The organism is Rhizobium sp. NXC14 (assembly GCF_002117485.1).
Taxonomy (GTDB): Bacteria; Pseudomonadota; Alphaproteobacteria; order Rhizobiales; family Rhizobiaceae; genus Rhizobium.
This window is the reverse complement of the sequence record NZ_CP021030.1, coordinates 3,869,342-3,892,584: the sequence shown is the minus strand read 5'-3', so window position 1 is coordinate 3,892,584 and position 23,243 is coordinate 3,869,342. Positions and strand designations below refer to the sequence as shown.

Sequence of the window (23,243 nt, the reverse complement as noted above, 5' to 3'; positions counted from 1 at the left end):
TGCAATGCAGCGAAAGAAAGCAAGGGCCGAACGTCGAGGACCCGGCGGCTTTTACGCCGCTTTGGCGAAGGTGACCGCCGCCTTCAGACCCTTGCCGCCCGCGCCCGGTTCCAGCGTCAGGGCGGCGTTGAAAAGATTGGCGATTTCTTCGACGATCGGCAGGCCGAGGCCGGCGCCGGGCGCGCCGGAATCATTGCCGCGCGAAAAGCGCCTGCGGACCGCCTCCAGCTTCTCGCTGGGAATACCGGGACCATTGTCCTCGACTTCGAGGCGAACCGTGTCGGTGGCTGCGATGATGCGGACGGTGACCTCAGCCCCCTTGCCGGCATAGGCGATGGCGTTGCCGGCGAGATTGCGCAGCATCTCGCCGATCAGCAGCGGCTCGGCGCGGATCATGGCCGGGCTTTCGCCTTCGAAGCCGAGATCGATATCGGCGACGGCGGCCGCTGGGATCTGCTCGCCGGTGATTTCCTGAGCGATTGCCGCAAGGTCGATGGCGGAGGCGGTCAGCGCCTCCTTGGCCGTGGCGGCATCGATCTTCGCCATCAGGAGAAGCTGCGCAAGGATGCGCTCGGCATGCGCCACGGCCTGGTCTCCCTTCAGCGCCGCCGCCTGGGCTTCATCGAGTGCGCCGGCGCGGGCGGAAAGGGCGAGCTGGGTGCGGATAATCGCTAAGGGCGTGCGCAACTGATGGCTGGCGTTGCCGGTGAAATTGCGCAGCGCATCGAGGGCCGACTGCAGGCGGACCATGAAAGAGTTCACCGTATCAACCAGCGGCTCGACTTCGCTCGGCACGGTTTGTTCGATCGGATGCAGATCGTCAGGGCTGCGTTCGCCGATAGCGTCGCCGAGCTTGTAGAGCGGGCGGAGCGCCACCGTGACCGATATCCAGACGATCACCGCCGCCCCCAGGATCATGAAGGCGAGACGCAGCGCCGAACGTACGAGAATCGCCTGCGTCAATTGCCGACGGGCGATGGTGGTTTCGGCGACCGTCACGACGAAGGGCACGGAGCGGATGCCCGTCGAGGCCGAGCGCTCGAGAGTGGCAATGCGGATCGGTTCGCCGCGGAAGCTGTCGTCGGCAAAGGCCGCTGCATTGCCGGGCGTTTTCTTCAGGACCGGCAGGGATTGATAGCCGGTGATGAATTGACCCGGAGGGCCGTCAACACGGTAGAAGACCCGGTCCTGCGCCGCCGAGGTCAGCATTTCAAGAGCGACATAGGGAATGTCGACCTGCAACGTCCCGTCTTCGGCGACCACGACGCGTTCGGCAATTGCCAGAGCAGAGCCGGCGAGCACGCGGTCGGAGACGATATTCGACGTCTGGATCGCTTCGCGATAGGTATCGGCGAGCGCCAGCGTGCCGATGACGGCGGTCGAGATCAGCAGCCAGAAGAGCAGCCGGCGCCTGAGGGAATAGGCGGCTTTCATGAGGCCCCGGGCAGCTTGTCGAGATAGTATCCGATGCCGCGGGCGGTCTTGACCGTCAGGCCGTGCGGCGACAGGCGTTTCCTCAGCCGGCTGACATATTGCTCGATCGCGTTTGCGGAAATATCGTCGTCGAAGGCCGTCAGCGACTGGATGATCGCCTCCTTGGCCACGACCTTGCCGGCCCGCATGAAGAGGATTTCGAGCAAGCCGAGTTCGCGGGCGGGAATATCAAGCGGGGTATCGCCTGATGAAAAGGTGCGGGAATTGAGGTCGAAGGAAATGCCGCCGAAACCGACGGTCGCCGAACGCAGCCCGGCCTGGCGGCGCAGCAGCACGCGTACGCGGGCCTCGAATTCGGTAATATCGAACGGTTTGATCAGATAATCGTCGGCGCCGAGATCGAGACCCTTCACCCGTTCTTCCGGCGTGCCCCGCGCCGTCAGGATCAGGACGGCTGCTTGGTTCTGCCGGGCGCGCATGGCGCGCAGCACGTCGAGCCCGTCCATCTCGGGCAGGTTGAGGTCGAGAATGACAAGATCGAAATTTTCCGCGGCGATAACCGCATTTGCGGATGCGCCGTCATGGACGACGTCGACGGCATGGCCCGTGCCGCGCAAAATCGCCGACAGGCCGTCGGCCAACGCGATATTATCTTCTGTGAGCAGGATGCGCACGGATGTTCCCTCTGTTTTCAAAGGAGATTACAGAGGTGGCTGAGCGATGTCATAGCGATTTTCAAAATTCGGTGAATGGCCGGGGACGAGATTTCAGCTCCCGGTCCTCTCGACCCGTTCACGTTCCGTCATTGCGATCGCCAACAATTTCCGAAAGCGGGGATCCTGGCGGATGTTGTCGAGGTCGGAATCATTGTCGAACCATTTGATATGATAGACGGAGCTGTGCGGCAGCAGCTTCTCGAGCAGGTCGATTGCTCGGTCGGTATCGCCGAGGACGGAATAGACGCAGGCAAGATTGTACTGGGCGACAATGTCGTCGGGATCGATGGCGATCGCGCGGGCGGCCCAGTCGCGCGCCCGCTTCGCATCGCCGAGATGGGCAAGCGCCAGCGCGCCGCGATGGGCCGGGCCGGAGTTTTCGGGATTGAGATTCAGCGCACGTTCGGCGCGCAGCAGGCCGAGTCGTGCCCAGTTTTCCGTATCCACCGGACGGCCGAGGGAGCGGTACGCCGACATCAGATGGATCGGCGAGACGTAGTCGTCAGGGCGGATTTCGGCGGCGCGGGTGAAATATTGAACGGATTTGGCAAAGTTGCCGCGCATGAAGAAGAACCGGGCGTAATGAAAATTCGCCTCGAAAAGGTTCGGATCGAGCGTGAGGGCACGTTCGAAGGCGGCCGCCGCACGATCATCGAGGCCGCTCTGATGCAGGGCCAAGCCATGCGAGGCGTGGGCCTCGGGAAGATCGGGGTCGAGCTGAAGGGCCCGTGCGCTCATATCGAGAATGCGCCTCAGCGGCACATCGTCGGGCGCCCAGTCGCGGATCGCAGCGTCGCAATCGGCGATGCCGGCATAGGCCCGGGCGTAATCGGGGTCAAGTTCTACCGCCTTGCAGAACATGCGCCTTGCGAGCTCGAGGTAGGATTTTGTCCAGGTGTGGGAGAGCTGGCGACCCCTGAGATAATAGGTATAAGCCTCGACATTGGCCGTCGGTTCGTTGGCGATTGCCTTCTTCTCCTCCGGCAGCAGGCGCACCTTCAGCTGACTGACGATCGCCTGTGTGATCTCGTCCTGGATGGCAAAGATGTCGGTAAGGTCGCGGTCGTAACGTTCGGCCCAGAGATGGTCGCCATTGGCAGTGTCGATCAGCTGGCCGGAGATGCGTACGCGCTTGTCGAAGATCCGTACGCTTCCTTCGAGCACATAGCGCACACCGAGTTCCTGGGCGAGGCGCTTCAACTTCACCGATATGCCCTTGTAGGTAAAGATGGTGTTGCGCGGCACGACGTGCAGGCTCGAGATCTTGGAAAGATCGGTGATGATGTCTTCGGTGATGCCATCGGAAAAATAATCCTGATCGGCGTCACCGCTCATATTTGTGAAGGGCAGCACGGCAATGAAGCAGGTATTGCGGTTCTCAGCCACCAGCCTGGTGGAGGAGGGCGGCGCCAAGGTGACGGTGTAGACCTGAACGGGCTGCCTGATATTCTTCAGCATGTGCTCGCCGATGAACTCGAAGCCGAGATTGAGGCGCGAGCCGACCTGGTCGCGCACGGATGCCGACACGGCGATGCCGCCCGGTGCTGCGATACGCTCAAGCCTTGCGGCAAGATTGACGCCGTCGCCGAATATGTCGCCGTTCTCGACCACGACATCGCCGAGATTGATGCCGATGCGGAATTCAACGCGCTCGTCCTTCGGCACGTTCTCGTTGCGGGCCGACATGCTGCGCTGTATTTCGGCGGCGCAGGCGACGGCATTCACCACGCTCTGGAATTCGGCAAGGATGCCATCGCCGGTGAGTTTGACGATCCGGCCCTTGTAGTCGGAAATCCGAACGTCAATCAGCTCGCAGCGATGGCGGTTCAGCGCCTGCAAGGTGCCTGACTCATCCATGCCCATCAGCCGGCTGTAGCCGACGACATCCGCAGCGAGAATAGCGCTCAGTCGTCGTTCCATGACCCCTCCCATGGATCTTCCCAGGATAGTCTAGCTTTTTCTAGAGTTTTTGTCGCGTAGAGTCGTCCCCGAAAAACAAGTTCGGGTGGCTTCGACGTTTTGACGCGGCAGCGCGACCTTATATCGTCGCGATTCTTCATCAATACTCTAAAGGGGTGAAGCATGGCACTGATCGCTAATCCTTTGTGGTGAAGAGGCCGTTCCCACTGAGAACGTCATATACTGTCCGGATCGATGTTTCCCGGTCGGCAGCTTCGATCCAGCGCCCTTGCTCCTCTCTGTGCGCTCAGGCATTGTTGCTGCATGAGGAGAATCTGCATTTTGCTGCTGGCGTTCTGGCCGGGTTGCGTCCTGGCGGACCAAGCCTTCTTTCCAGCGAAGTCGGGCGATGCCGCCGCACCGGTGCTGACGGTCTATTCTTCGCTTGACGAGCCCTTGGCACAGCCGATGATCCGCGGTTTCCAGGAGGCCAATCCTGACGTCGCGGTCAAATACGAGGACATGCTGACCGGTGAAATCTACGACCGGATCGTCAGAGAAACCGATGCGGGTGGCAAAACGGCGGATTTTGCCTTTTCCTCGGCGATGGACCTGCAGGTGAAGCTTTCCAACGACGGCTATGCGCAGGTCAGCAATCTGCCGATGAGTGCGGCCTGGCCGAAATGGGCGAACTGGCGCAACACCGCCTATGCGCTGACTTTCGAGCCGGCGGTATTCGTCTATCACAAGCCGAGCTTTGCGCACGAGCCGGTGCCGAGCTCGCGGGCGGAATTCGTCGACTATCTGAAGCGCAAGGGCAATGCGGTCTATGGCCGGATCAGCACTTACGATATCGAGCGATCGGGCGTCGGCTTTCTTTTCATGGCGCGCGACCAGGAGCAATTCGGCGACATCTGGTCGGTGATCGGCGCGATGGGCGCGGCCGGCGTCAAGCTCTACTCGACGAGCTCGGCGATCCTCGAACGCGTCGCCGACGGGCGCTTCGTGCTCGGCTATAATATTCTCGGTTCCTACGCCGCCGACTGGGCTTCGCGGCACCCCGATGTCGGCATCGTGCTGCCGAAGGACTATACGGTGGTGATGTCGCGCATCGGGCTGGTGCCGCAGGCTGCAGCCGAGCCGGAGCTCGGCCGCCGCTACCTTGCCTTTTTCATGTCGAAGGAGGGCCAGACGATCATGGCGCGCGAGCTGCAGATCCCGGCCGTCAGCCCGGAGGTGGCGGGGGAGAACACTGCCAATACGCTGCAGGAACTGCTCGGCGCCCAACTTCGGCCGGTGCCGGTCAGTCCCGGGCTGATGGTCTATCTCGATCAGGTAAAGCGTGCGCGGCTGATCGCGCACTGGAACGAGGTTCTGCGGGCACAGTGAAGAAGGCCAGCTTTTGGCCGGTTCATGACCTCAATATCTGTTACACCTCGGCGGGCTGCTGGCGCAATTACGGCAAAAAAGCGGCTTCTCCTTCTGGATATCTGGCCGATGTCAGCTAGATGACAGGTTGTTGTGGTGGCTTTGGCTACTTCTTCTCCGTGGAGGCGGAGAATTGAAGTTTGGGAGGCATTCCGCTCGTCATTCAGGACAACTGCGTCCGCTGGCCGGCCACCCCTTCCGATTCACTCGAGAATAACAGGCGGTTCGCTCAACCGCCCACGGAGGACACATCGTGAAGCATACGTTCATCGCAACCATTCTTGCAGCCGCCATCGCGCTGCCGGCCTATGCTGCCGACTACACCATCATCGCGCCGGCCGCTCCCGGCGGCGGCTGGGACCAAACGGCCCGTTCCCTGCAGGCTGCGCTGCAGCAGGAGAAGATCGCCGGCAACGTACAGGTCCAGAACGTCCCCGGCGCCGGTGGCACCATCGGCCTTGCGCAGTTTGCCAGCCAGGCTGCCGGCAATGCGAATTCGCTGATCGTCGGCGGCTATGTCATGGTCGGCGCCATCCTCACCAACAAGTCGCCGGTGACGCTTAAGGACGTGACGCCGATCGCCCGTCTGACCGGCGAATATGAAGCCATCGTCGTTCCTGCCTCGTCCGATATCAAGACGATGGCTGATCTGGTGGCGGCGCTGAAGAAGGATCCGGGTTCGGTTTCCTGGGGCGGCGGCTCGGCCGGCGGCACCGACCACATCACCGCTGGCCTGATCGCCAAGGCTTCCGGCGTCGACCCAACGAAGATCAACTATGTCGCCTTCTCCGGCGGCGGTGAAGCGCTCGCAGCCATTCTCGGCAACCAGGTCACAGCAGGCGTTTCGAGCTACAGCGAGTTCGAATCGCAGGTGAAGGCAGGCATGCTGCGTCTCCTCGCCGTCTCCAGCGACAAGCGTATCGACGGCGTCGACGCCCCGACGCTGAAGGAGGCCGGCACCGACGTCAGCATCCAGAACTGGCGCATGGTCGCCGCAGCCCCTGGCCTGTCGGAGGACGAAGTCGCAAAGATCACCGCCGATTTCGAGAAGCTGCACAGCTCCGCCACTTGGCAGGAAACACTGAAGACCAAGGGCTGGGCTGACACCTATCTTTCCGGCGATGCCTTCAAGGCGCAGCTCGAAAAGGACGTCTCCGCCACCGAGGGCATTCTTAAAGAGATCGGACTTGTTCAATGAGCGAGGATAAGACCTCCTCGGCAACCGAGCGCCGCCCTGATCGGGCGGCGTTCATCATTGCCGTTTTTCTCTTCGCCATCGCCGGTGTGATGGCCTGGGATGCAACGCATCTGAAAACGATCGCACAGTATGCCCGCATCGGTCCGGCGACGGTGCCTGAGGTGGTGGCGTTCGGGCTCTTCTGTCTTGGCATCTGGACCCTCGCCGAAGCTTGGCGCGGCGAGTTTCCGGAACGAGAAAAGCAAGAAGTGGCGCCTGTCATCTGGATCGTCGCCGGCCTTGCCTGCCAGATGCTGCTTCTGCGCGTTGCCGGCTTCTCGATTGCGACCGGTATACTGTTTGCGCTGACCGCACGCGGCTTCGGCAAACGCAAGCTCTGGATCTCGCTGCCGATCGGCATCGTTTTCAGCTTCGTCGTCTGGGCGATCTTCTCGCAGCTCCTACAGCTGACGCTGCCGGCCGGCCCGCTCGAACATCTGTTCTTCTGACCGCGCGGGACTCGCTGTCAGCTCTTTTGATTTTTCGCGGCGACCGATTGCGAAGGCACGGACGGGAACGCCGCCTGGGACACCAAGATGAGCACATTCGAATTTCTATGGCAGGGTATCTTGGTTGCGATGCAGCCAATGAACCTGGTTTATGCGCTGGTCGGCGTGACGCTCGGCACGGCCGTCGGCGTGTTACCCGGTATTGGCCCGGCGCTCACCGTGGCGCTGCTGCTGCCGGCCACCTACAAGCTTGATCCGGGCGGCTCGCTGATCATGTTCGCCGGCATCTATTACGGCGGAATGTATGGCGGTTCGACGACGTCGATCCTGCTCAACACGCCGGGTGAAAGCGCCTCGATCGTCACCGCGCTCGAAGGCAACAAGATGGCGCGGGCCGGGCGCGGCGGACCCGCATTGGCGACGGCAGCGATCGGCTCCTTCGTCGCCGGCCTCATCGCCACGCTCGGGCTCGCCTTCATCGCGCCCTACATCGTCAAGCTGGCGCTGGTCTTTGGGCCGCGCGAATATTTCGCGCTGATGGTGCTCGCCTTCGTCACCGTCTCCTCGGCCTTCGGAGATTCGGCGCTTCGAGGCCTGACCGCGCTGTTCATCGGTTTCGCGCTCGCCATGGTCGGCATCGACCAGCAGACAGGGCAGGCTAGGCTTTCCTTTGGCATCCCCGACCTGCTCGACGGCGTAGAAGTAACGACGCTGGCGGTGGCGATGTTCGCGATCGGCGAGACGCTCTACATCGCAGCGCAGGGCAATCGGGTCGCGGAGCAGGTGGAGGCGGTCAAGGGTTCGCTCTGGATGAACGCGCAGGACTGGTCGCGCTCCTGGAAGCCCTGGCTTCGCGGCACGCTGATCGGCTTCCCGATCGGCGCGATGCCGGCGGGCGGCGCTGAAATCGGTACCTTCCTGTCCTACTCGACCGAAAAGCGGCTGGCGAAGAACCCGGAAGAATTCGGTCATGGCGCGATCGAAGGCGTAGCCGGGCCGGAGGCGGCGAACAATGCGTCAGCCGCCGGCACGCTGGTGCCGCTCCTGACCCTCGGCCTGCCGACGACGGCGACGGCGGCGATCATGCTCGCCGGCTTCCAGCAATACGGGCTGCAGCCGGGGCCGCTCCTGTTTGCCACCAATCCGCAGCTCGTCTGGGGACTGATCGCCAGCCTGCTCATCGCCAATGCAATGCTGCTCGTCCTCAACCTCCCGATGATCGGGCTCTGGGTGCGGCTGCTGACCATTCCGAAGCCGTGGCTCTATGCCGGCATCCTGCTGTTTGCGACGCTCGGAACGATCGGCGCCAACCCTTCCGTGTTCGAACTCGGCATGCTGCTCGCCTTCGGCTTGCTCGGTTATGTGATGCGGCTCTTCGGCTATCCGATCGCGCCTGCCGTCGTCGGCCTCATCCTCGGGCCGCTGGCCGAGCAGCAGCTGCGCCGCGCGCTGGCGATCAGCCAGGGCGACGTGACGACGCTGGTGATGTCACCGATCGCGGCAGGCCTTCTCATCGTTGCGGCGGCTGCCTTCCTGATCCCGCTGATCCTGCGCATCCGCGGTCGGGGCCAGGTGCTGTCGCAGCTGGCGGCAAACGAAGACTAGAAGAAAAAGACGATCTTGCCCCTGCCTGGAGGCCGGCCATGGTACCATGCGCCGGCCTCTTCTTTTTGCATGGCTGCGGAGATTTTCCGTGCATTGTCGATGCGACAGCGCACTGCCATCTATGAGTGGTCAATCATCAAGCAAGAGGAACAGGACAATGTCCGCCATCCGCAATTCAGTCCACGCCGGCTTCCTGGGCCGTGCATTTGCTGCGCTGAGCGCCGCCAACGCCGTCAGCGCCGCTGTCGAAGCCGGCCGTCGTCCGCGCGCCCGCGACCTTAAGGAGCTTGGCATCGATCCGGCTTCGTTCGGTCAGGTCATCCGCTAAGCCGCTCAAGGCATGCAGGAATGAAACAGCCCGCAACCGGAGGGTCGCGGGCTTTATTTATGTCGGAGTAGCCGCAACGCTGAGGTGCGTTGCGACCCGTAATTGTCTGCCACGTCAGGCGTGCAGTTCCTCCCGCCGGTCGGCGTGATCTTCTGCCCGCTCGCGCCTGTTGTAGCGAATGGACGACCAGAGCGACAGGCCGATCAGTGCCGCGCCGCCGAGACCGGTGATCACTTCGGGAATATGCACCAGGGTTTGCGCATACATGATCACTGCGAGGATTAGGATGGCGTAGAAGGCGCCATGTTCGAGGTAGCGGTATTCGGCAAGCGTTCCCTTCTCGACCAGCATGATCGTCATCGAGCGCACATACATGGCGCCGATGCCGAGGCCGATCGCGATGACGAAGAGGTTCTGCGTCAAGGCGAAGGCGCCGATGACGCCGTCGAAGGAGAAGCTGGCATCCAGCACCTCCAGATAGATGAAGGCGCCGAGGCCGCCCTTGGCGGCAGCGCTCATCGTCTGCTGCGACGCGTCGAGCAACTCGCCGGCGACCTCGACCGCGAGGAAGGTGAGCAGGCCGTAAATGGCGCAATGGACGAAGATGCTGGCTTCCTCGCCGCCGATCAGCCAGGAGAAGACAAGCATCAGCGCCAGCACGAAAGCGATCTCGATGCCCCTGATGGTGGCCGAGCGTGCCATCACCTTTTCAAGGCCGCGAAGCCAATGGATCGTCTTCTCATGGTCGAAGAAATAGCTGAGGCCGACCATCATCAGGAAGGTGCCGCCGAAGGCTGCGATCGGCAGATGCGCATCGTTCATGATGCGAGCATATTCCTCGGGTTCGCGGGCGGCGAGCACCAGAGCGTCCCAGGGGCCGATCCGTGCCGCGATCGCGACGATCGCCAACGGAAAGACGATACGCATGCCGAAGACGGCAATGATGATGCCCCAGGTGAGGAATCGTTTCTGCCAGACCGGCGTCATCTCCTTCAGCTTGTTGGCATTGACGATGGCATTATCGAAGGAGAGCGAGATCTCCAGCACCGCAAGCACGGTGCAGATGAAGAAGACGGTCGCCATGCCGCCGGTCGTGCCGGTCGTCTGCCAACTAAGCACGGCGCCGAGAGCAAGGCCGAGAGCCGTGACGATGAACGCCCAGCGGAAATAGCCGAGCGAGGATTTAGTGGTCTGGGGCTGGTTCATGGCCGCACCTCGCGGCCGCACAGCTTGTTGGAGAGGGTGGAGATTTTGTCAAAACGCCGCATGCCACAACGGGCATGCTGACGGGGCATGGTGAGCTTTTTCATCGATGAAAAATCCGCCGGCTGAGTTGCAGGCGGTACCGACATCACGAGAGCGCCGTAAAAACTCTCGCCAGAGGGGCCCGGCACCAATGTTTCCCGTAGCCGATGTCTGGAAGGCTGCGGGATGGGCCTTAGGTAATCTACTTCCCAAACCAGTCAAGGCCAAACGCCCCACGGAAAACCGCATAATTTCGGGAACCATCCGCGCCTCCGCTCGTTAAACCCTGGTTGAGCTGAAAAGGAAGCCGATGATGCACACTTCGACCCATATTCCCGACAAACGCACAGAGGCATCCGACCGCATGAAGCGGGCAAAGCCGAACCGCATGCAGAAGGCACAGGTGCTGCCGCCGCATCACGTCGATCTGACGCTGACGCCCGGCGTCTATCACGACATTCACGTGCCGGCACATGTGAGCGGTGCGGACCTCTCCAAAGGAGGCCCCGACATCAAAGCTCATACGAAAACGAAGAAATAGCGGCTCCGAGGGCTTTTCGGCGCACCGACAGTTGATTTGAAACGCAGGGTGAGAAGCACATGACAATGAACTTTGTGCCCCGGGATATTGTTATCCGGCACGAAAATGAATGGCAGGCCATCCGCGAGGGGGCGGACAACCGCATCGAGATCGGTAAACGCAAACAGCCGATCGGTTCCCCCATCAGCGGCGCCGCATCGGCCGGAAAAAACGAGTCTTCAGCTCAACGTCCGGACTAGGCGAAAGACAAACCTCTGGAGATTGGCGCCCGGCGATGCCGGGCGTTTTGTCGTCTAGCGCATCGGCCCGCGTCAAAGATAACGGCCCTCGCCAACCTTTCGGAAAGGATTGGGCAGCGATAATCCCGGCCTCACGGGATTCGGAAAGATGGCCAAGACAGCGACACGCGGCCGCCGCAAGGCGCCGGCGAGAGGAAAGAGCAGAGCACGCAGCAGTGGCGGATTGCTGCCCTGGGCGGTGATCGGCATTGCCGCGGTCGGCGGCATCGTGGCTCACGACAATTGGAAGAGCCTTCAGCCGCTGCTTGAACGGCAGTCGACGCCGATCGCACGCGAAATGGCGGAGCCGAGACCTGTCGCCAGGAAGGATGTGCCGCCGAAGCAGGTGGCGCTTGCCGCACCGACGCCGAGAGCCGCGCCGACGACGCTACAGGCGCCGCCGCTGCCGCCGGCCGCAATCCCGACGCCGGCCATCCAGCCGATCAAGGCGGTGCCGGCCCCGGCCTCTCCCGGAGCTCAGCAGACGGCGACGGGCGCCTTCGGCTATTGCGGGCAGGGCGCGCACATCAATTGCGTCGGCGACGGCGGCGTTTTCTGGTACAAGGGCGAAAAGATCGTCATTGCCGATATGGCAAGCCCGGTGGCCGACCAGGCGCGCTGCGATGACGAACGCAGGGTGGCCTTTGCCGCGAAGCTGCGCCTGCTGGCGCTTCTGAACGCCGGCCCGTTCACCATCGTTGCGGCCGGAAAGACGGAGTCCCCGGGCGCGCCGCGGATCGTCTCGCGCGACGGACGCTCTTTTGGCGCACAGCTGATCAAGGAAGGGCTGGCGCGCAAGCCGGGGGCTGCCGGCGGCGCGTGGTGTGCCGCCTGACGGCAGCTATTTTCCCTTTTTCACCAGCTTGCCGCCGGTACGGAAGCTGCCGGTGAAGGAGGAGTCCTTGCTTTCGGCGGTGCATTCGATCGCGATCGGCTTGCCGGCGTAGGGATTGCCGAAGGTGCAGAAACCGGCGACCTTGACCTGGCCGGTCATCTTGTTGCCGACGCCCGTCGTGACGAGGCTCAGCGGCAGGCGAGCATTGCCGTTGGAGGCCGGCTTGATGCCGCTGCCATCGCCCTGGAAACCGAGCGCCTTTCCATCCGAAGTGAAGATGAAGGTCACCGAGCCGTTGGCCAGGGTGACGCTGGCAAGCTCATTTCTGCAGCCCTTGGTGGCGTCGAACTTGGCGACGACCAGTTTGGCGCATTTGCCGGAAAGCGTAATGACGCCGGGGGCGCCGGGAAATGTCTCTGGCGGGGAGGCGGGCGCCGCGGACGCGGGCAATGCGAGGACGGATGCAACAAGGCCGGCGGCAACAAGCGCGGATAACTTCATTTCGATCTCAAACCCCATCTCGTGGCGAAGCGAATCAGTGCTTCAGCCTCGGTTCGCCATGGCATGGTTCTGTGTCCGAATTTGGCTCTGTTGTCGACGGCACCAGGATTTCGCCGACGACCGGGCCGGATCGGCGATCGGTGGCGGATGAACGGAAGGTTTTTTGAACTGAGTGGGTACAGATGGCTTGGGATGCTGGAGATCGACAGCGACCCGATGCGACATGACGGTGGCAAAGCGCTCATCGAGCGCCTGCCGTCTTGACCGTATTTCTGGGTTGGACGCACTTCGGATCAAGGGGAATGGGCCCAGGCAGGGAAGTCCAGGCCCATTCTTTCCCGATCGGAGGTCAGTCAGATCAGGAATTCGTGGCCGCCGGCCCGCAGCGCCGCGCGTCTTTTCAGATGCACAAAGAGCGCTGTGGTTGATTGCCGGCAGCCTTTTATTAGAACGTGCGCTGCAGGCGGAAGTAGCCCGAGGTGACGTCGTCAGCATTGTCCGGATCGAGGTACTGAACCGAAACCTTTGCCGAGAAGTTGTCGACGATCTGGTAGTCGACCGTTACGCCGGCCTTCCAGGCGTTAACGTCATCCTTGAACTCGCCGGCAGTGATGCCGTAGTTGTCGTAGTACTGAACAGCCGGGGTGATCTTGAGCTTGTCGGTCGCCTTGATGGCGTATTCAGCAGCAATCGCCCATTCAGCCTTGTTGTAATAAGCGTTCGGATTGCTTGCGTAGACAACTGCGAGGCCGAGCGTGCCCGGACCGACGGCCACCGTACCCATTGCACGGACAGCGCCTTCTTCGTTGTCGGTGTCGTAACCAGCCGTGATCTGGTAGCTGACGATACCAGCCTTGCCGCCGAGACCGACTGCAACGCCGACGTTGTTAGCGGTTTCGCCGTTGTAGAACGGGCTGTCTTCCAGCTCGTCGACGCTGATGCCGGCGTAGAAGGCGTCGGTTTCGTACTGATAACGCAGCGAGTTGTGCAGCGTGACCGGAGAGCCGATATCGTCGGTTTCGCCGGAGAGGCCGTCGTCCCACCAGCTGTAGAACAGACCAGCGCGGAAGCCGGCGATGTCGAGGTAAGCCGAGTCGAGCTGAGCCTTCTGGGCCGAAGCGTTGTCAGCGTTGAACTGCATGACGATGACGCCGGTCAGCGGACCATATTCGGTGTCGCTCTTGGCCGTGAATTGAACCTGGCCGCGCGTACGGGCGTCCCAATCCGAGTCGTTGGCGACAGAACCGCCGCCGCCGGCGCCGATCGAGCTGGCGTTCGGAGCAACGTCCACCTGGAAACGGATGTAACCGTTGATCTTCAGGCAGGTTTCGGTGCCCGGGATATAGAAGTAGCCGGTGCCGTAAGCGTCGCAGACGCGGACATATTCAACCGGTTCCGGCTCGGCAGCAACGATAGCGTCAGCAGCCTGGGCGCCGGGTACTGCTGCGAGAGCAGCAGCGGAGCCGAGAAGAAGGCTCTTGATGTTCATGGAATAACCTCCAGTTCAGATGCGAGAGGATGAAGACCGTTGCCATCGGCAGTCCCTACATGTCTTCACCCCGTGTGATCGAAGCGGCACCTTTTTGGCAAGGTGTCTGCCTCGCCGCGGAAGTTACATAGGGGTTGTTGCGCTGCAATGTGATTATCGATCATGACAACACGCTTCACAGCTATGTTGCTGAAATCACACGCTTTTTGTCACAAACTCGTCATCTGTTTGTCACAAAAATCATACTTTTGAATTGCGAACAACGAGGGGCTGAGCACTCAGCAACTGTATGCAATTGTTGCTCGAATGAGCGCGTCCGCATATGAGGGCGCGCCGCGGCCGCCATCTGCATGCATCCCTGTGGGGCAAGGACAGTGGTCAACCATCCATGCTCTGCAAATCACTCCAGAATAGCTTCCTTGCGCGCTACATTGCCGCTCACATCGATGTCGCTGCCCAGCATCGCGCTGCCGGACAGATCAACGCCGTAGTCCAGGAGGTTCTGCCGTGTCAGATGGAGTATTACCCGGCCAGCCTGCTCGACCGGCCTTCCTCGCAGGTGAGATACGACATATTCGGCAGTGACGGGGTAGCGTCCCTGGGGAAGGCTGACACCTTTTGCCAGCGAAATCTTGTCGTTGGACACGACGAGAGTTTTGCGTCGTTTAATGACCTGCGCCACGCTGAGAACTCCTATTGGCAGGTTTATCGAACCTGCGGGCCACTATGCAAAAAAGGCCTCTCGATTTCTCGAAAGGCCTTTGCTTTTCAGCGAATTAGGATGGTGGGCGTGACAGGGATTGAACCTGTGACCCCTACGATGTCAATGTAATGGTCGCCGGTCCCGTCAATTCCCCGCAATTGGGAAAATCTAATAAAAACAGCAATTGACCAACGAATTCGAGCGATGGCGAGTTGCCTGTATCCCCCATTTTTGCTTACTATGTGCTTACTGCAACATAGGTATGGATATATGAAGCTCACGAAGAAGGTTGTCGAGGCTTTGGAGGCACAGGCGACCGATAGATTTTACTGGGACGAAAGCCCGAAAGGTTTTGGGGTAAAGGTAACGGGTAAGGGCAAGAAGGTTTTTGTGGTTCAGACACGCTTAAACGGCCGCACGAGGCGCGCTACGATCGGCGAGTTCGGCAGCCCTTGGTCCGTGGATCAGGCGCGCGAGGAGGCGCTTAGCCTACTCTCCCAATTCGTACGGGGAAGAGATCCAGTACTTGAGAAGAAAGCGGCGAGAGTCAGGGGCATCACCGTCCGCGAACTCTCTGAGAGGTACTGGAACGAGGCCAATCAGCATAAGAAGTCATCAACTCTTGATGTTGAACGCGGCTTGATGAAGCGGCACATTTTACCGCTTCTAGGAGAGCGGGTTGTCTCAGAGCTAACGACCTCTGATGTGCAGCAATTCCACCAGCGCGTGGCGAAAGGCGAAACTGCTGTCGACGAGAAAACGAAAGCGAGGGGCAGAGCGATCGTTAAAGGAGGGAAGGGAACGTCAAACCGAACATTGGATTTGCTCTCTTCAATGTTGTCGTTTGCTGTCGACGTGGATGCAAGACCAGACAACCCCGCCCGCAGTGTTAAGAAATTCAAACTGAAAACTCATGACCGACAATTGACGGAAGAAGAACTCGGTCGCCTCGGTGAGGCTTTGGCAACTTTGGCGGCGTCCGGCGTCAGCGAATTTGCGATCGCTGCGCTCCGCTTTCTAGCTCTCACGGGTTGCCGAAGAGGTGAGGCTCTAAGTCTACAGTGGTCATGGATCGACAAGAGAAACGGTATCGCCAAGTTGCCGGATAGCAAGACAGGTCAAAAAATTCTCGTTCTCGGCGAGGCTGCTCTATTTCTACTCGACGACATCCCCAGGCGCGCTGACAGCCCCCTTGTCTTTCCGTCGTCAGCAGGAGGAACTACCCCGATTAGCATTCAGAAAATCTGGAGAAAGGCATCCAAATTGGCGGCAATTTCTGACGTTCGGCTCCATGATCTAAGGCATAATTTCGCGAGCGAGGCTGTTTCCGCTGGACAGAGTCTTTATATTGTCGGGAAACTTCTCGGCCACAGCCAGCAGCAAACGACGCAAAGATATGCGCATCTTGCTGCCAATCCGGTAAAAGCAGCGGCGGATGCCACGTCTTCGTCGTTAGCAAGGCAGATGATCGGAAAGGTGCCGGCGCCAGACCATTCACCGGAATAGGTGGTGCTCGGACCTACTGTGGGGTGCTCCATTTATGCCGATTACAACCGGGAATTGCTTTCGAGCTGGTGTTCTGATATAACATTATGGTGCCGACCCAAATCGGCAGTTATCGAGGGGCTTCGGCCCCTCTTTCTATTGGAGAGCTAAATGACCAATTTGACTGCCCTTGCTGCCAACGCCATCACCTTGCCCCACCCCGTAATCATCCTCGGCCGCGACGACAACGGCAAAGCCCACGCCTCGTTCTTCCCTGCAACAGATGCTCAGCCGGCCTCACGTGCCGCCAGTCTGATGGGGATGCTTGCACTCCCTGCGGACAACGAGGCCGTGCGCTCGCTGCTGCCGATGTTGCCGAAGGGAAAGCTGTTCGACAGCGGCAAGGCGTTCGTGCCCTTTGTAAAGCAGGACCTCTATAAGCAGATTGCCGCTCACCTGCCCGAGCCCGATCGGGCCAAGGCGGAGGAAGTGCGGGCTGCTCCTGCCGACGTTTCGCAACAGGGACACGCTGCGACGCCGGGCAATGTTCCCGGTGGCTGGGATAAGGTCGTTGTCGGCAGCTTGGTTCTCGCAACCGAGGATCCGCTTGAAGGCTGGTTTGAAGCCACGGTCGTCGAGCTGAAGCCGGACAATGTTCTGCGGCTTCAGTGGCGGCACTATCTCGACCTACCGCCGTTCAACCGCCGGCTTGAAGACGTGGCGCTGCTGCACCCCTCTATGAAGCTGTGAGGCAAGACGATGCGGAGCCTCGCCATGACTTCATCTCCTGATCAACAGGCGGCCGTCGACACGACGGCCACCATTCGCAGCCTCAACGACGCCTTCAGGCGCAATCCGACCGCCGGCAGGGCGGTTATCACGCCGGGGGTGAGTTCTCTGCCCCACGACCGACGGCTAGCCCTGCTGATGGCGGTTGTCGGCTTCACCGCCTTTGATGCAGGCAATGATCCCTACAACGAGCACGACTTCGGCGCGGTCGAACAGAACGGGGTCAGCTATTTCTGGAAGATCGACTATTACGACCTGGACTACAACATGGGGTCACCAGACCCCGCCAATCCGCATGTCACCCGACGCGTGCTGACCATCATGCGGGCGGACGAATACTGATGGCAGATCTCCCTAAATCATCGACCGGGCTTTCGTCCAGCAGGCAGCGTGCTCGGCGGCGCTTCACCCTCAACTGGGATCGCAAAGAGATCGGCAACATCGATGGCCAGCGCCGCGGCGATGCGATCGAGGAGATCGATCGACACGTTGAAATCGCCACGCTCGATTCCGCTGATTGTCGTGCGGTCGACTCCGGCATCTACGGCAAGGTTTTCCTGCGTCACCTTCTTGTCGGCACGCACCTTCCGAAGATTCCAAGCAAGTCGTTGACGAGTATCCATGGTCGCATGGCGACCATCTTGAAGGCACGTAATCCATCGGATATATCCGACATATTTCAGATTTGGGCGCGAGGGTATGCGCCGCTGGGGACAAACTATGAAAATCGCAGTTGGAATTATTGGAATCTTCTTGGGCCTGCTCGTGCTGATGCAGTCGTGTGCGGTCACGGCCGGCAGCGGCTTGCTTCAGGACAAAGCCACCGGAGGTGCCGGCGCCATCGGCATGCTGGTCGGCCTGCTGTTCTTCATCGCGGGCGCATTCTCATTCGCCCTGCCGCTGGTCGGCACGATCATGTTCGGGCTGGCGGCAGCGTTCGCATTCATCGCATCAACATCGGGCAGCTTCACCGACATTACGATCTGGGGCTTCATAGCCGTAGTGCTGGCCGTGATGTCGTTCTTCACGTGGCGCTCTGGCAAGAAGAAGCAGATCGCATGACCAAGTTCGGAACAGCCGCGAAAGCGGGCTGGCTGGTGCTGGGCGCCTGCTTCATCAGCGGCCCGGCATTTGCTCAAGTGAAGAGATACTATCAGGGAACGTCGTGGGCGATCCAAATGGTGCAACCGGACGCGGGCGGCGGGTCTGATGGCCGTCCCTATTGTGAACTGAAAACCACATCATTCGAGCCCAGATCCGTCGCGCTGCAACTTGCCGCATCCACGCAAGAAGCGGGCACGTATCGGACGGTCATCAAGCTTCGAAAGTCGGGATGGCAACTCCCAATCGGCGCCGCTGTTAAGGTCAAGGTGGGCAATCCAGTTAAGATCGGTAGCGGCAATCAGGTGATCGAAGGTCCTCCTATGGTGTTCAAGGTGGAAACCACGGACACGATGGCGGCGCTTGTCGCCGACTATGACTCGAATTGGCTGCCAGAAATGACCAACGAGCTGCTGAATGGGGTATTTGGCCGAACGAAGTATGGCTCAACTTTATGGTTTCAGTTCATCGATGGCGATGAACCGCCGTGGTTTCCGGCATCGTTTGAGCGGTTCGAAAAGAAGATAGCTTTCAACGAATATCAACAGTGCCTATCCGATCTGAGCCAGATGGCAGCGGATCCTGCGCAAGGGGGCTTCCCGCCACTCAGCGGCACGTCACCACTGAAGCCGAAAGCTTCGACCGGCGCCGGTTCCTCCTTGCAGCCGCCGATCGCCAACCAACAGCGGACTGTTCAGGCGGAAGCGGCTGCTCCCTCAGAGGTATGGCGTTTCAGCACCAATGAGGAAGATTGGGGCGAGACTTGCTTCGTTGAAACGCACAAGGGCGACATCAAGATCGGGTTCATGGCCTCGCCCGGCGAGCAGCTCTTCGGTTTCGTTGATGGTCTCTTCAAGGGCGATACCAGAGCGACGTGGCATGTAGACGGCCAACCCGCTTACGTGTCAGACGGTGGCCAGAACGACTATTTCGGTTGGTATGAATTCGATCAGCTGCCGGTGGACTTACTCGCCCAACTGACGCAGAGCCACGAAATGGCTATCACCGGTGCAAAGGGTGAACGCGTTGTTGTCGGCCTCAATGGGGCCGCTGAAGCAGTTCCCAAATTCAAGGCATGCCTCGCGAAACACTGACGGCTTCCGCAGGCGGCGCGACCTACGTTAATATGAGATACGAAGACCAAGCCTAAAACGTTAGAAAAACAGCATCACAAGCTCAACCTCCGCTGTCAGGACGCGCGGAGCAAGCTTTTCCCCATGGAGCTGCCCATGACAAAACACTCTCGTATGGTATCGGGCGAGTCCATTCTCATCGACTGAATTGGGATCTCCTTCCGGCTCAAAAAAGCAAGTGATGACAGCCGTCGATGCGCCTTTTCCGTCTTCCTTCCCGGGCAAAAGACAGTTGGTTACCAGTCCCTCATGGCCGAAAGCATCGTGGTATCGATCGCTTTCGTCTACCTTCACGGAATGCGGAAAGAGCTTTACCCGATCGGGAGTGTACGCATCGAGGAAGTGGACGCTGAATGGACGCCTGTTTCGGTTGATGATCGTGATCTGCGCGACCGGTGAATGATCTTCGCCAACTGTGCAGCGCACGTACATATCGGGCTCAACGTTACCCAGTTGGTGGTCAATCTGCTTCTCCTGAGCCGTAATCTGCCGCCTAAGCGCGAACAGGGTAACGAACGCTGCAAAAGCGGCCACCCATCCGCTGGTGGCGGACAGCCATTCGCGTAAGCAAACTTCATCTGCCTCGCAGACGAGAGCTCGCGTCGGCTCGAAACCGGAGATCACGATTAACAGAATGACGATCATGACTGCGCCAGCAACCGCAGCGCCCCAGTCTTCCAAGAGTTTCACCTTTGCAGCCCCTCTTCCCGGTTCCTCACCTCTGAAGCCGTGCAAAATCTTGCAGGACTTTGCGCACCGTGTCCCTCAAGCTCAGCGGTCGTTATCAAGCCGTTCCATCAACATCGCCGTCTTCATCCAATTCGTGGACTGGCAGATAGGCGTTTTTCTCTATCGACTCCCGAACAATGAATCTGATCGTATCATTGCGCGTCAAGCCGAACTCCCCGGACAAGTCGCGCCTCGACATCATCTGCCATCGTGATTGCCGCAGAGTTTCGCTGCCGGAGTGCTGCCCTCGGAGCATGGTCTGGAGATCCGGTAGCGAGATATCCGCGACTCGGTTGGCGGCGTCTTCCAGAGTGGTGGCCGCGTACCTCCGGGCAGTGAAAAACGGCTGCAACGAGCGTTCAGCCGCCAGCGCAAAAATTAGACTGTCAGGCTAGGGATGAACGACCACTCCTCGGCCATGAACTCAAGCGTCTCGTCGCGAAAATAATAGAGGAAATGCCGAGAGTTGGCGGTGTCTTCCTGGATTGTTTCCCATGGCACGGCATCGCGGATCGGGTCGTGGCCAACTAACTCATAGAACTCGCCCCATCGCGGAGCTATGCCACTATAGCGACCATGGCCATCTACCTTATGCCATTCATGATCGTTGGTGTCGTCCCAGCGCCACCGGCTGCAGCCAATGAAGCTTAGAGTGCCCCATGCCTCATCGAACTTCGGACCGGCCTTCGAGAATCGGTTAAAGGCTCTGAGAATACCCGACGGTTTTTTATGTTGCACGCGCCTATATGAGCGGAAACAGACGTTTACCTTGGAGCCCGCGACTGAAACTTCAGGCTCCGGCGCATTTGGCTCGGCAACCCAACCTTGGCCGAGCTGTAGTTCTACAAACTTAAGCATGTACTACGACTAGCTGAATTCAATGACGGTTTCCACTGAACGCTGTCTTCAAGCACACATGGGTTGACGGGCAGTTCCGCTTTTTTGTTTCTTCTGGCATTGCTAGAACTCAGTGCGTGAGAATAATCACGCGAATAAGATTGCATCATTGACTACGCGGATCGGTTGACCGTCCAATTGCCGGAACGGCTTATCTCAAGTACGAGAATTACATTGCGAAACGGATACTGAAATTGATTCTTTCACAATGGCATTTCCCACCAGTGCCGGTACTTTTCATCGTTGCAAGCCTATGGGTGCTGTTCTGCAAGCCGAGAACACCGTTCACGGGGTTGGCGGTTCTTCCAAGCTTAGCCTTCGCTTACGCGAACGTTGTCCCAATTTACTTTGAGCGATCAGGGGCCTCCATCTTCTCGACGGTCGCTGCGACAAGCCTACCTTGCGTATGTTTGTTCATCGCATTCCAAAGACTGTTAGGTGTCAAGTTGGCAGACAGAGAGCAGTACTCGAATGCAAAAGCTCTTAAAGATGGACTTATTACAGCCGCTGTGACGGCACTCATCACCGTTATTGGAGCCTATGTTCCCCATAACTGCGTTACCGCGAAATGCAGGCTCGGTAAGAGTTTATTTGGACCTAGCCCATTCTCCGATTTCTGGTTCGCCGGATTTGTCGGCGGGTTTACGGCGTTAGGCCCCCTCCTCGCGTTCTACATTGTTTTCAGCCGGCTCCGGGAATTCGGCACCGATAGATAGAGCAGATCGACAAGCTGATGATCAACAAGCCCGCGGTCGATACCGGACGAAAGCGAAATGCGGTCTTCGCTGATCAGAAACTCGTCGCCGAGATCGAATACCGGGCCTGGACGCATGACGGGAAGCTGCGCCATCCCTCATATAAGGGGCTGAGGGAGGAGCAGGATCATGCCGCGGTTTACGAACTGGAATAAACTGCCAGTTACCGACCGCGATCCGCAGGCGGCTTCTCGCTCACTAAGCGCGCCAAAAGTAAGAACCCCACCCGGCGCCGACAACGAAGTCGACTACAATCGTCAGAGCGGGTGGAGTCGCTAGATAGGTCTGCCGTGCAACGGCGCTGGCTTAGTGCACTTGGCCGCTGCCGGCTGGAGTGCCGGCTGGACCTCCCGCACCGTTACCGGCTGGTCCCGAGCCGCTCGGCGGGCTTGTGTGGGTCGCCGAGCTAGGTTGGCTCGGTGCGTTTCCAGCACTGCTCGACGAGCCGCCTTTGTGCGAAAGAAACTTGTCGCTCGGCGCAAGGGTTTGGGTGTTCCGTGTGTCATCGCATCCCTGAAGGATGCTCGCGGCGCCTAGAATAGCCGCCGAAATTACAAAAAAATATCGAATTTGTCTTACTTGGGTTGGCATGCGAGTGTTGTCCCCGGCTAGATCGCGCGACTTGAGTCAATGCGGCATAGAAATTCACAACCAGCTGTTGCGATTTCTCGTTACCAAATGGAATCCCGGGAGTCTAGGGCGAGTCTCGCCATGGCTTGGTTGGACGTCCGAGCAATAAGGCCAAGGACTTACACCGTCGCCGCACAAATCACGCCCGCGATCCTATAGACGAGGGTAGCTGCTTCTACGCTCTAGGAAACGCGAATTACCTCGTTGGATAAGAGGAGCAGGAAACTGCCATCTTCCAGGCGCTCCGCGATTTCTCCGTCGTCAGTGACGTAGTCGATCCTTGGGCTTACCGACTGCTGAGACGTCCGTATTTGTTCGATGACAGTGTAATTTCGACCTGCAGCGTTTGAACAGTGGAAACGCTTTGTTTCTACATAGTTCGTCATGTTCATTAGCCTCGGGAAAGGACTGCACCTTAGATATTTGGCGACCAAGGCGGAGAGTCAAGAACATCGATCGCCGCCTTCTGCCGGTTATTATTTCCCGAGCAGCTGAGGGTCGCCTTTCAAGTATCGTCGTCTTCCATGTCGGCGATGTCTTCGGCCAACGCCACTGCGTGCTCGGACAAAATGGCAGCGACATTGTCGAGAAGCGTCGCCAGGTCAGGGTCGCTTTCGAAAAGCTGCTCCTGCTTGGCTTTCAACTTTTCGATATAGAAATTGTGGATGTGCAGCGAACCGGTCATCTGCGCCAAGCTAGGCATGGTGATGCTCCATTTCGTTTCGAGAGCGAGCGGCCACAAAGAGTAGTGCGGCTCAGGCACGGTGGGAATAGTGCGGCAACGGTTATGATCCGTTAGTTTTGTTGAACAGAAAGGTGTTGGGAATGGGAGAGGGGTTTCGACTTCGTCTGCTTACCATATTTGGCATGGTGGTCGGTGTGTTCTCAACCGTAACAGTCGCTGTTTTGACTCGGCCATTCGGACTAGCTCCGATCTTCCAATGGCTGTTTACGCTGGTCGCCGCCCCAGCGCTCGCGCTTCTAATCCATATGGTCGTCGGGAAGTTGTACTTCTCGGCGAAAGGCGAAGGGCCCT

The 23,243-nt window shown here is 59.5% G+C and carries 24 protein-coding genes and 2 pseudogenes; 14 read left to right on the top strand and 12 right to left on the bottom strand.

Translation table 11 applies throughout. The features are described 5' to 3' along the window. Positions 1–51: 51 nt before the first annotated feature. The 3 genes from NXC14_RS19085 to NXC14_RS19075 all read right to left on the bottom strand — a co-directional run bounded on the left by NXC14_RS19085 (position 52) and on the right by NXC14_RS19075 (position 4,070). Complete coding sequence (locus NXC14_RS19085; protein WP_085779465.1) at positions 52–1,434, bottom strand: sensor histidine kinase; 1,383 nt, start codon at positions 1,432–1,434, stop codon at positions 52–54. Beyond that, positions 1,431–2,108, bottom strand: coding sequence for a response regulator transcription factor (locus NXC14_RS19080; protein ID WP_085779464.1), 678 nt, complete (start codon positions 2,106–2,108; stop codon positions 1,431–1,433). The genes NXC14_RS19085 and NXC14_RS19080 overlap by 4 nt, the downstream gene beginning before the upstream one ends. A gap of 93 nt (positions 2,109–2,201) precedes the next feature. Beyond that, positions 2,202–4,070, bottom strand: coding sequence for a tetratricopeptide repeat protein (locus NXC14_RS19075; RefSeq protein ID WP_085779463.1), 1,869 nt, complete (start codon positions 4,068–4,070; stop codon positions 2,202–2,204). Positions 4,071–4,391: 321 nt separating this feature from the next. Between NXC14_RS19075 and NXC14_RS19070 the strand changes: the two genes are divergently transcribed. The 5 genes from NXC14_RS19070 to NXC14_RS33070 all read left to right on the top strand — a co-directional run bounded on the left by NXC14_RS19070 (position 4,392) and on the right by NXC14_RS33070 (position 9,096). Beyond that, the gene (locus tag NXC14_RS19070) at positions 4,392–5,438 is read left to right on the top strand and encodes an ABC transporter substrate-binding protein (protein ID WP_085779462.1); all 1,047 of its coding nucleotides are present in this window, start codon (positions 4,392–4,394) and stop codon (positions 5,436–5,438) included. A gap of 292 nt (positions 5,439–5,730) precedes the next feature. Further along, positions 5,731–6,675, top strand: a complete 945-nt coding sequence (locus NXC14_RS19065; protein WP_085779461.1) for a tripartite tricarboxylate transporter substrate binding protein — start codon at positions 5,731–5,733, stop codon at positions 6,673–6,675. After that, positions 6,672–7,163 (top strand): tripartite tricarboxylate transporter TctB family protein, encoded by a 492-nt coding sequence (locus NXC14_RS19060; RefSeq protein ID WP_085779460.1) that lies wholly within the window; start codon positions 6,672–6,674, stop codon positions 7,161–7,163. The genes NXC14_RS19065 and NXC14_RS19060 overlap by 4 nt, the downstream gene beginning before the upstream one ends. 87 nt (positions 7,164–7,250) lie before the next feature. Continuing rightward, positions 7,251–8,768: a tripartite tricarboxylate transporter permease gene (locus NXC14_RS19055; RefSeq protein WP_011426797.1), complete on the top strand. Its 1,518-nt coding sequence runs from the start codon at positions 7,251–7,253 to the stop codon at positions 8,766–8,768. 157 nt (positions 8,769–8,925) lie between these two features. Next, entirely contained in the window at positions 8,926–9,096 is a 171-nt protein-coding gene (locus NXC14_RS33070; RefSeq protein WP_094299101.1) for a hypothetical protein, read from the top strand. A 114-nt stretch (positions 9,097–9,210) separates the two neighbouring features. Here the strand turns inward: NXC14_RS33070 and NXC14_RS19050 are convergent, their stop codons facing one another. Then, positions 9,211–10,302, bottom strand: coding sequence for a DUF475 domain-containing protein (locus NXC14_RS19050; protein WP_085779459.1), 1,092 nt, complete (start codon positions 10,300–10,302; stop codon positions 9,211–9,213). A 349-nt stretch (positions 10,303–10,651) separates the two neighbouring features. Between NXC14_RS19050 and NXC14_RS19040 the strand changes: the two genes are divergently transcribed. From NXC14_RS19040 to NXC14_RS19030, 3 genes are all read left to right on the top strand, one after another. Next, positions 10,652–10,882: a hypothetical protein gene (locus NXC14_RS19040; protein ID WP_176536215.1), complete on the top strand. Its 231-nt coding sequence runs from the start codon at positions 10,652–10,654 to the stop codon at positions 10,880–10,882. A 59-nt stretch (positions 10,883–10,941) separates the two neighbouring features. Then, positions 10,942–11,121: a hypothetical protein gene (locus NXC14_RS19035; RefSeq protein ID WP_085779457.1), complete on the top strand. Its 180-nt coding sequence runs from the start codon at positions 10,942–10,944 to the stop codon at positions 11,119–11,121. A 148-nt stretch (positions 11,122–11,269) separates the two neighbouring features. Continuing rightward, on the top strand, positions 11,270–11,995 hold the full coding sequence (locus tag NXC14_RS19030; RefSeq protein ID WP_085780194.1) for a hypothetical protein: 726 nt from the start codon (positions 11,270–11,272) through the stop codon (positions 11,993–11,995). A gap of 6 nt (positions 11,996–12,001) precedes the next feature. Here NXC14_RS19030 and NXC14_RS19025 read toward each other — a convergent pair whose 3' ends face one another. The 3 genes from NXC14_RS19025 to NXC14_RS19015 form a co-directional block, all read right to left on the bottom strand. After that, positions 12,002–12,496 (bottom strand): hypothetical protein, encoded by a 495-nt coding sequence (locus tag NXC14_RS19025; RefSeq protein WP_157131432.1) that lies wholly within the window; start codon positions 12,494–12,496, stop codon positions 12,002–12,004. Between the two features lie 445 nt (positions 12,497–12,941). Beyond that, positions 12,942–13,985, bottom strand: a complete 1,044-nt coding sequence (locus NXC14_RS19020) for a porin (RefSeq protein WP_085779455.1) — start codon at positions 13,983–13,985, stop codon at positions 12,942–12,944. 400 nt (positions 13,986–14,385) lie between these two features. Further along, entirely contained in the window at positions 14,386–14,667 is a 282-nt protein-coding gene (locus NXC14_RS19015) for a hypothetical protein (RefSeq protein ID WP_085779454.1), read from the bottom strand. Between the two features lie 291 nt (positions 14,668–14,958). Between NXC14_RS19015 and NXC14_RS19005 the strand changes: the two genes are divergently transcribed. The 3 genes from NXC14_RS19005 to NXC14_RS18995 all read left to right on the top strand — a co-directional run bounded on the left by NXC14_RS19005 (position 14,959) and on the right by NXC14_RS18995 (position 17,304). Next, positions 14,959–16,194, top strand: a complete 1,236-nt coding sequence (locus NXC14_RS19005; RefSeq protein WP_198175471.1) for a site-specific integrase — start codon at positions 14,959–14,961, stop codon at positions 16,192–16,194. A 150-nt stretch (positions 16,195–16,344) separates the two neighbouring features. Beyond that, positions 16,345–16,923: a hypothetical protein gene (locus NXC14_RS19000; RefSeq protein ID WP_085779452.1), complete on the top strand. Its 579-nt coding sequence runs from the start codon at positions 16,345–16,347 to the stop codon at positions 16,921–16,923. A gap of 24 nt (positions 16,924–16,947) precedes the next feature. Further along, positions 16,948–17,304 carry a DUF3768 domain-containing protein gene (locus NXC14_RS18995; protein WP_245362109.1) on the top strand — a complete coding sequence of 119 codons (357 nt, stop codon included), beginning with the start codon at positions 16,948–16,950 and terminating at the stop codon, positions 17,302–17,304. Positions 17,305–17,321: 17 nt separating this feature from the next. On the opposite strand, the gene NXC14_RS18990 is transcribed toward NXC14_RS18995, so the two are convergent. Continuing rightward, positions 17,322–17,585 (bottom strand): helix-turn-helix transcriptional regulator, encoded by a 264-nt coding sequence (locus NXC14_RS18990; RefSeq protein ID WP_085741730.1) that lies wholly within the window; start codon positions 17,583–17,585, stop codon positions 17,322–17,324. Between the two features lie 97 nt (positions 17,586–17,682). On the opposite strand from NXC14_RS18990, the gene NXC14_RS18985 reads away from it, so the two are divergent. Together NXC14_RS18985 and NXC14_RS18980 are read left to right on the top strand one after the other, a co-directional pair. Next, the gene (locus tag NXC14_RS18985; RefSeq protein ID WP_085779450.1) at positions 17,683–18,024 is read left to right on the top strand and encodes a hypothetical protein; all 342 of its coding nucleotides are present in this window, start codon (positions 17,683–17,685) and stop codon (positions 18,022–18,024) included. After that, on the top strand, positions 18,021–19,157 hold the full coding sequence (locus NXC14_RS18980) for a hypothetical protein (RefSeq protein ID WP_085779449.1): 1,137 nt from the start codon (positions 18,021–18,023) through the stop codon (positions 19,155–19,157). The genes NXC14_RS18985 and NXC14_RS18980 overlap by 4 nt, the downstream gene beginning before the upstream one ends. 60 nt (positions 19,158–19,217) lie before the next feature. On the opposite strand, the gene NXC14_RS18975 is transcribed toward NXC14_RS18980, so the two are convergent. The 3 genes and pseudogenes from NXC14_RS18975 to NXC14_RS18965 all read right to left on the bottom strand — a co-directional run bounded on the left by NXC14_RS18975 (position 19,218) and on the right by NXC14_RS18965 (position 20,783). Beyond that, on the bottom strand, positions 19,218–19,877 hold the full coding sequence (locus tag NXC14_RS18975; RefSeq protein ID WP_157131431.1) for a hypothetical protein: 660 nt from the start codon (positions 19,875–19,877) through the stop codon (positions 19,218–19,220). A 103-nt stretch (positions 19,878–19,980) separates the two neighbouring features. Beyond that, a pseudogene (locus tag NXC14_RS33960) lies at positions 19,981–20,277 on the bottom strand (CopG family transcriptional regulator). A 26-nt stretch (positions 20,278–20,303) separates the two neighbouring features. After that, the gene (locus NXC14_RS18965) at positions 20,304–20,783 is read right to left on the bottom strand and encodes a hypothetical protein (RefSeq protein ID WP_085779447.1); all 480 of its coding nucleotides are present in this window, start codon (positions 20,781–20,783) and stop codon (positions 20,304–20,306) included. Positions 20,784–21,537: 754 nt separating this feature from the next. Between NXC14_RS18965 and NXC14_RS18955 the strand changes: the two are divergent. Continuing rightward, positions 21,538–21,732, top strand: a pseudogene (locus NXC14_RS18955) (ATP-dependent DNA ligase); the annotation flags it as partial. A 980-nt stretch (positions 21,733–22,712) separates the two neighbouring features. On the opposite strand, the gene NXC14_RS18945 reads toward NXC14_RS18955, so the two are convergent. After that, a complete protein-coding gene (locus NXC14_RS18945; protein ID WP_157131430.1) occupies positions 22,713–22,910 on the bottom strand; it encodes a hypothetical protein in 198 nt (65 codons plus the stop codon). Positions 22,911–23,243: the final 333 nt, after the last annotated feature.

Bases quoted from the DNA above. Each gene is read 5' to 3' on its own strand.
- NXC14_RS19085 (WP_085779465.1), bottom strand. From the start codon at position 1,434: ATGAAAGCCGCCTATTCCCTCAGGCGCCGGCTGCTCTTCTGGCTGCTG.
- NXC14_RS19075 (WP_085779463.1), bottom strand. From the start codon at position 4,070: ATGGAACGACGACTGAGCGCTATTCTCGCTGCGGATGTCGTCGGCTAC.
- NXC14_RS19060 (WP_085779460.1), top strand. From the start codon at position 6,672: ATGAGCGAGGATAAGACCTCCTCGGCAACCGAGCGCCGCCCTGATCGG.
- NXC14_RS19055 (WP_011426797.1), top strand. From the start codon at position 7,251: ATGAGCACATTCGAATTTCTATGGCAGGGTATCTTGGTTGCGATGCAG.
- NXC14_RS33070 (WP_094299101.1), top strand. From the start codon at position 8,926: ATGTCCGCCATCCGCAATTCAGTCCACGCCGGCTTCCTGGGCCGTGCA.
- NXC14_RS19050 (WP_085779459.1), bottom strand. From the start codon at position 10,302: ATGAACCAGCCCCAGACCACTAAATCCTCGCTCGGCTATTTCCGCTGG.
- NXC14_RS19040 (WP_176536215.1), top strand. From the start codon at position 10,652: ATGATGCACACTTCGACCCATATTCCCGACAAACGCACAGAGGCATCC.
- NXC14_RS19035 (WP_085779457.1), top strand. From the start codon at position 10,942: ATGACAATGAACTTTGTGCCCCGGGATATTGTTATCCGGCACGAAAAT.
- NXC14_RS19030 (WP_085780194.1), top strand. From the start codon at position 11,270: ATGGCCAAGACAGCGACACGCGGCCGCCGCAAGGCGCCGGCGAGAGGA.
- NXC14_RS19025 (WP_157131432.1), bottom strand. From the start codon at position 12,496: ATGAAGTTATCCGCGCTTGTTGCCGCCGGCCTTGTTGCATCCGTCCTC.
- NXC14_RS19020 (WP_085779455.1), bottom strand. From the start codon at position 13,985: ATGAACATCAAGAGCCTTCTTCTCGGCTCCGCTGCTGCTCTCGCAGCA.
- NXC14_RS19005 (WP_198175471.1), top strand. From the start codon at position 14,959: ATGAAGCTCACGAAGAAGGTTGTCGAGGCTTTGGAGGCACAGGCGACC.
- NXC14_RS19000 (WP_085779452.1), top strand. From the start codon at position 16,345: ATGACCAATTTGACTGCCCTTGCTGCCAACGCCATCACCTTGCCCCAC.
- NXC14_RS18995 (WP_245362109.1), top strand. From the start codon at position 16,948: ATGACTTCATCTCCTGATCAACAGGCGGCCGTCGACACGACGGCCACC.
- NXC14_RS18990 (WP_085741730.1), bottom strand. From the start codon at position 17,585: ATGGATACTCGTCAACGACTTGCTTGGAATCTTCGGAAGGTGCGTGCC.
- NXC14_RS18985 (WP_085779450.1), top strand. From the start codon at position 17,683: ATGAAAATCGCAGTTGGAATTATTGGAATCTTCTTGGGCCTGCTCGTG.
- NXC14_RS18980 (WP_085779449.1), top strand. From the start codon at position 18,021: ATGACCAAGTTCGGAACAGCCGCGAAAGCGGGCTGGCTGGTGCTGGGC.
- NXC14_RS18965 (WP_085779447.1), bottom strand. From the start codon at position 20,783: ATGCTTAAGTTTGTAGAACTACAGCTCGGCCAAGGTTGGGTTGCCGAG.
- NXC14_RS18945 (WP_157131430.1), bottom strand. From the start codon at position 22,910: ATGCCTAGCTTGGCGCAGATGACCGGTTCGCTGCACATCCACAATTTC.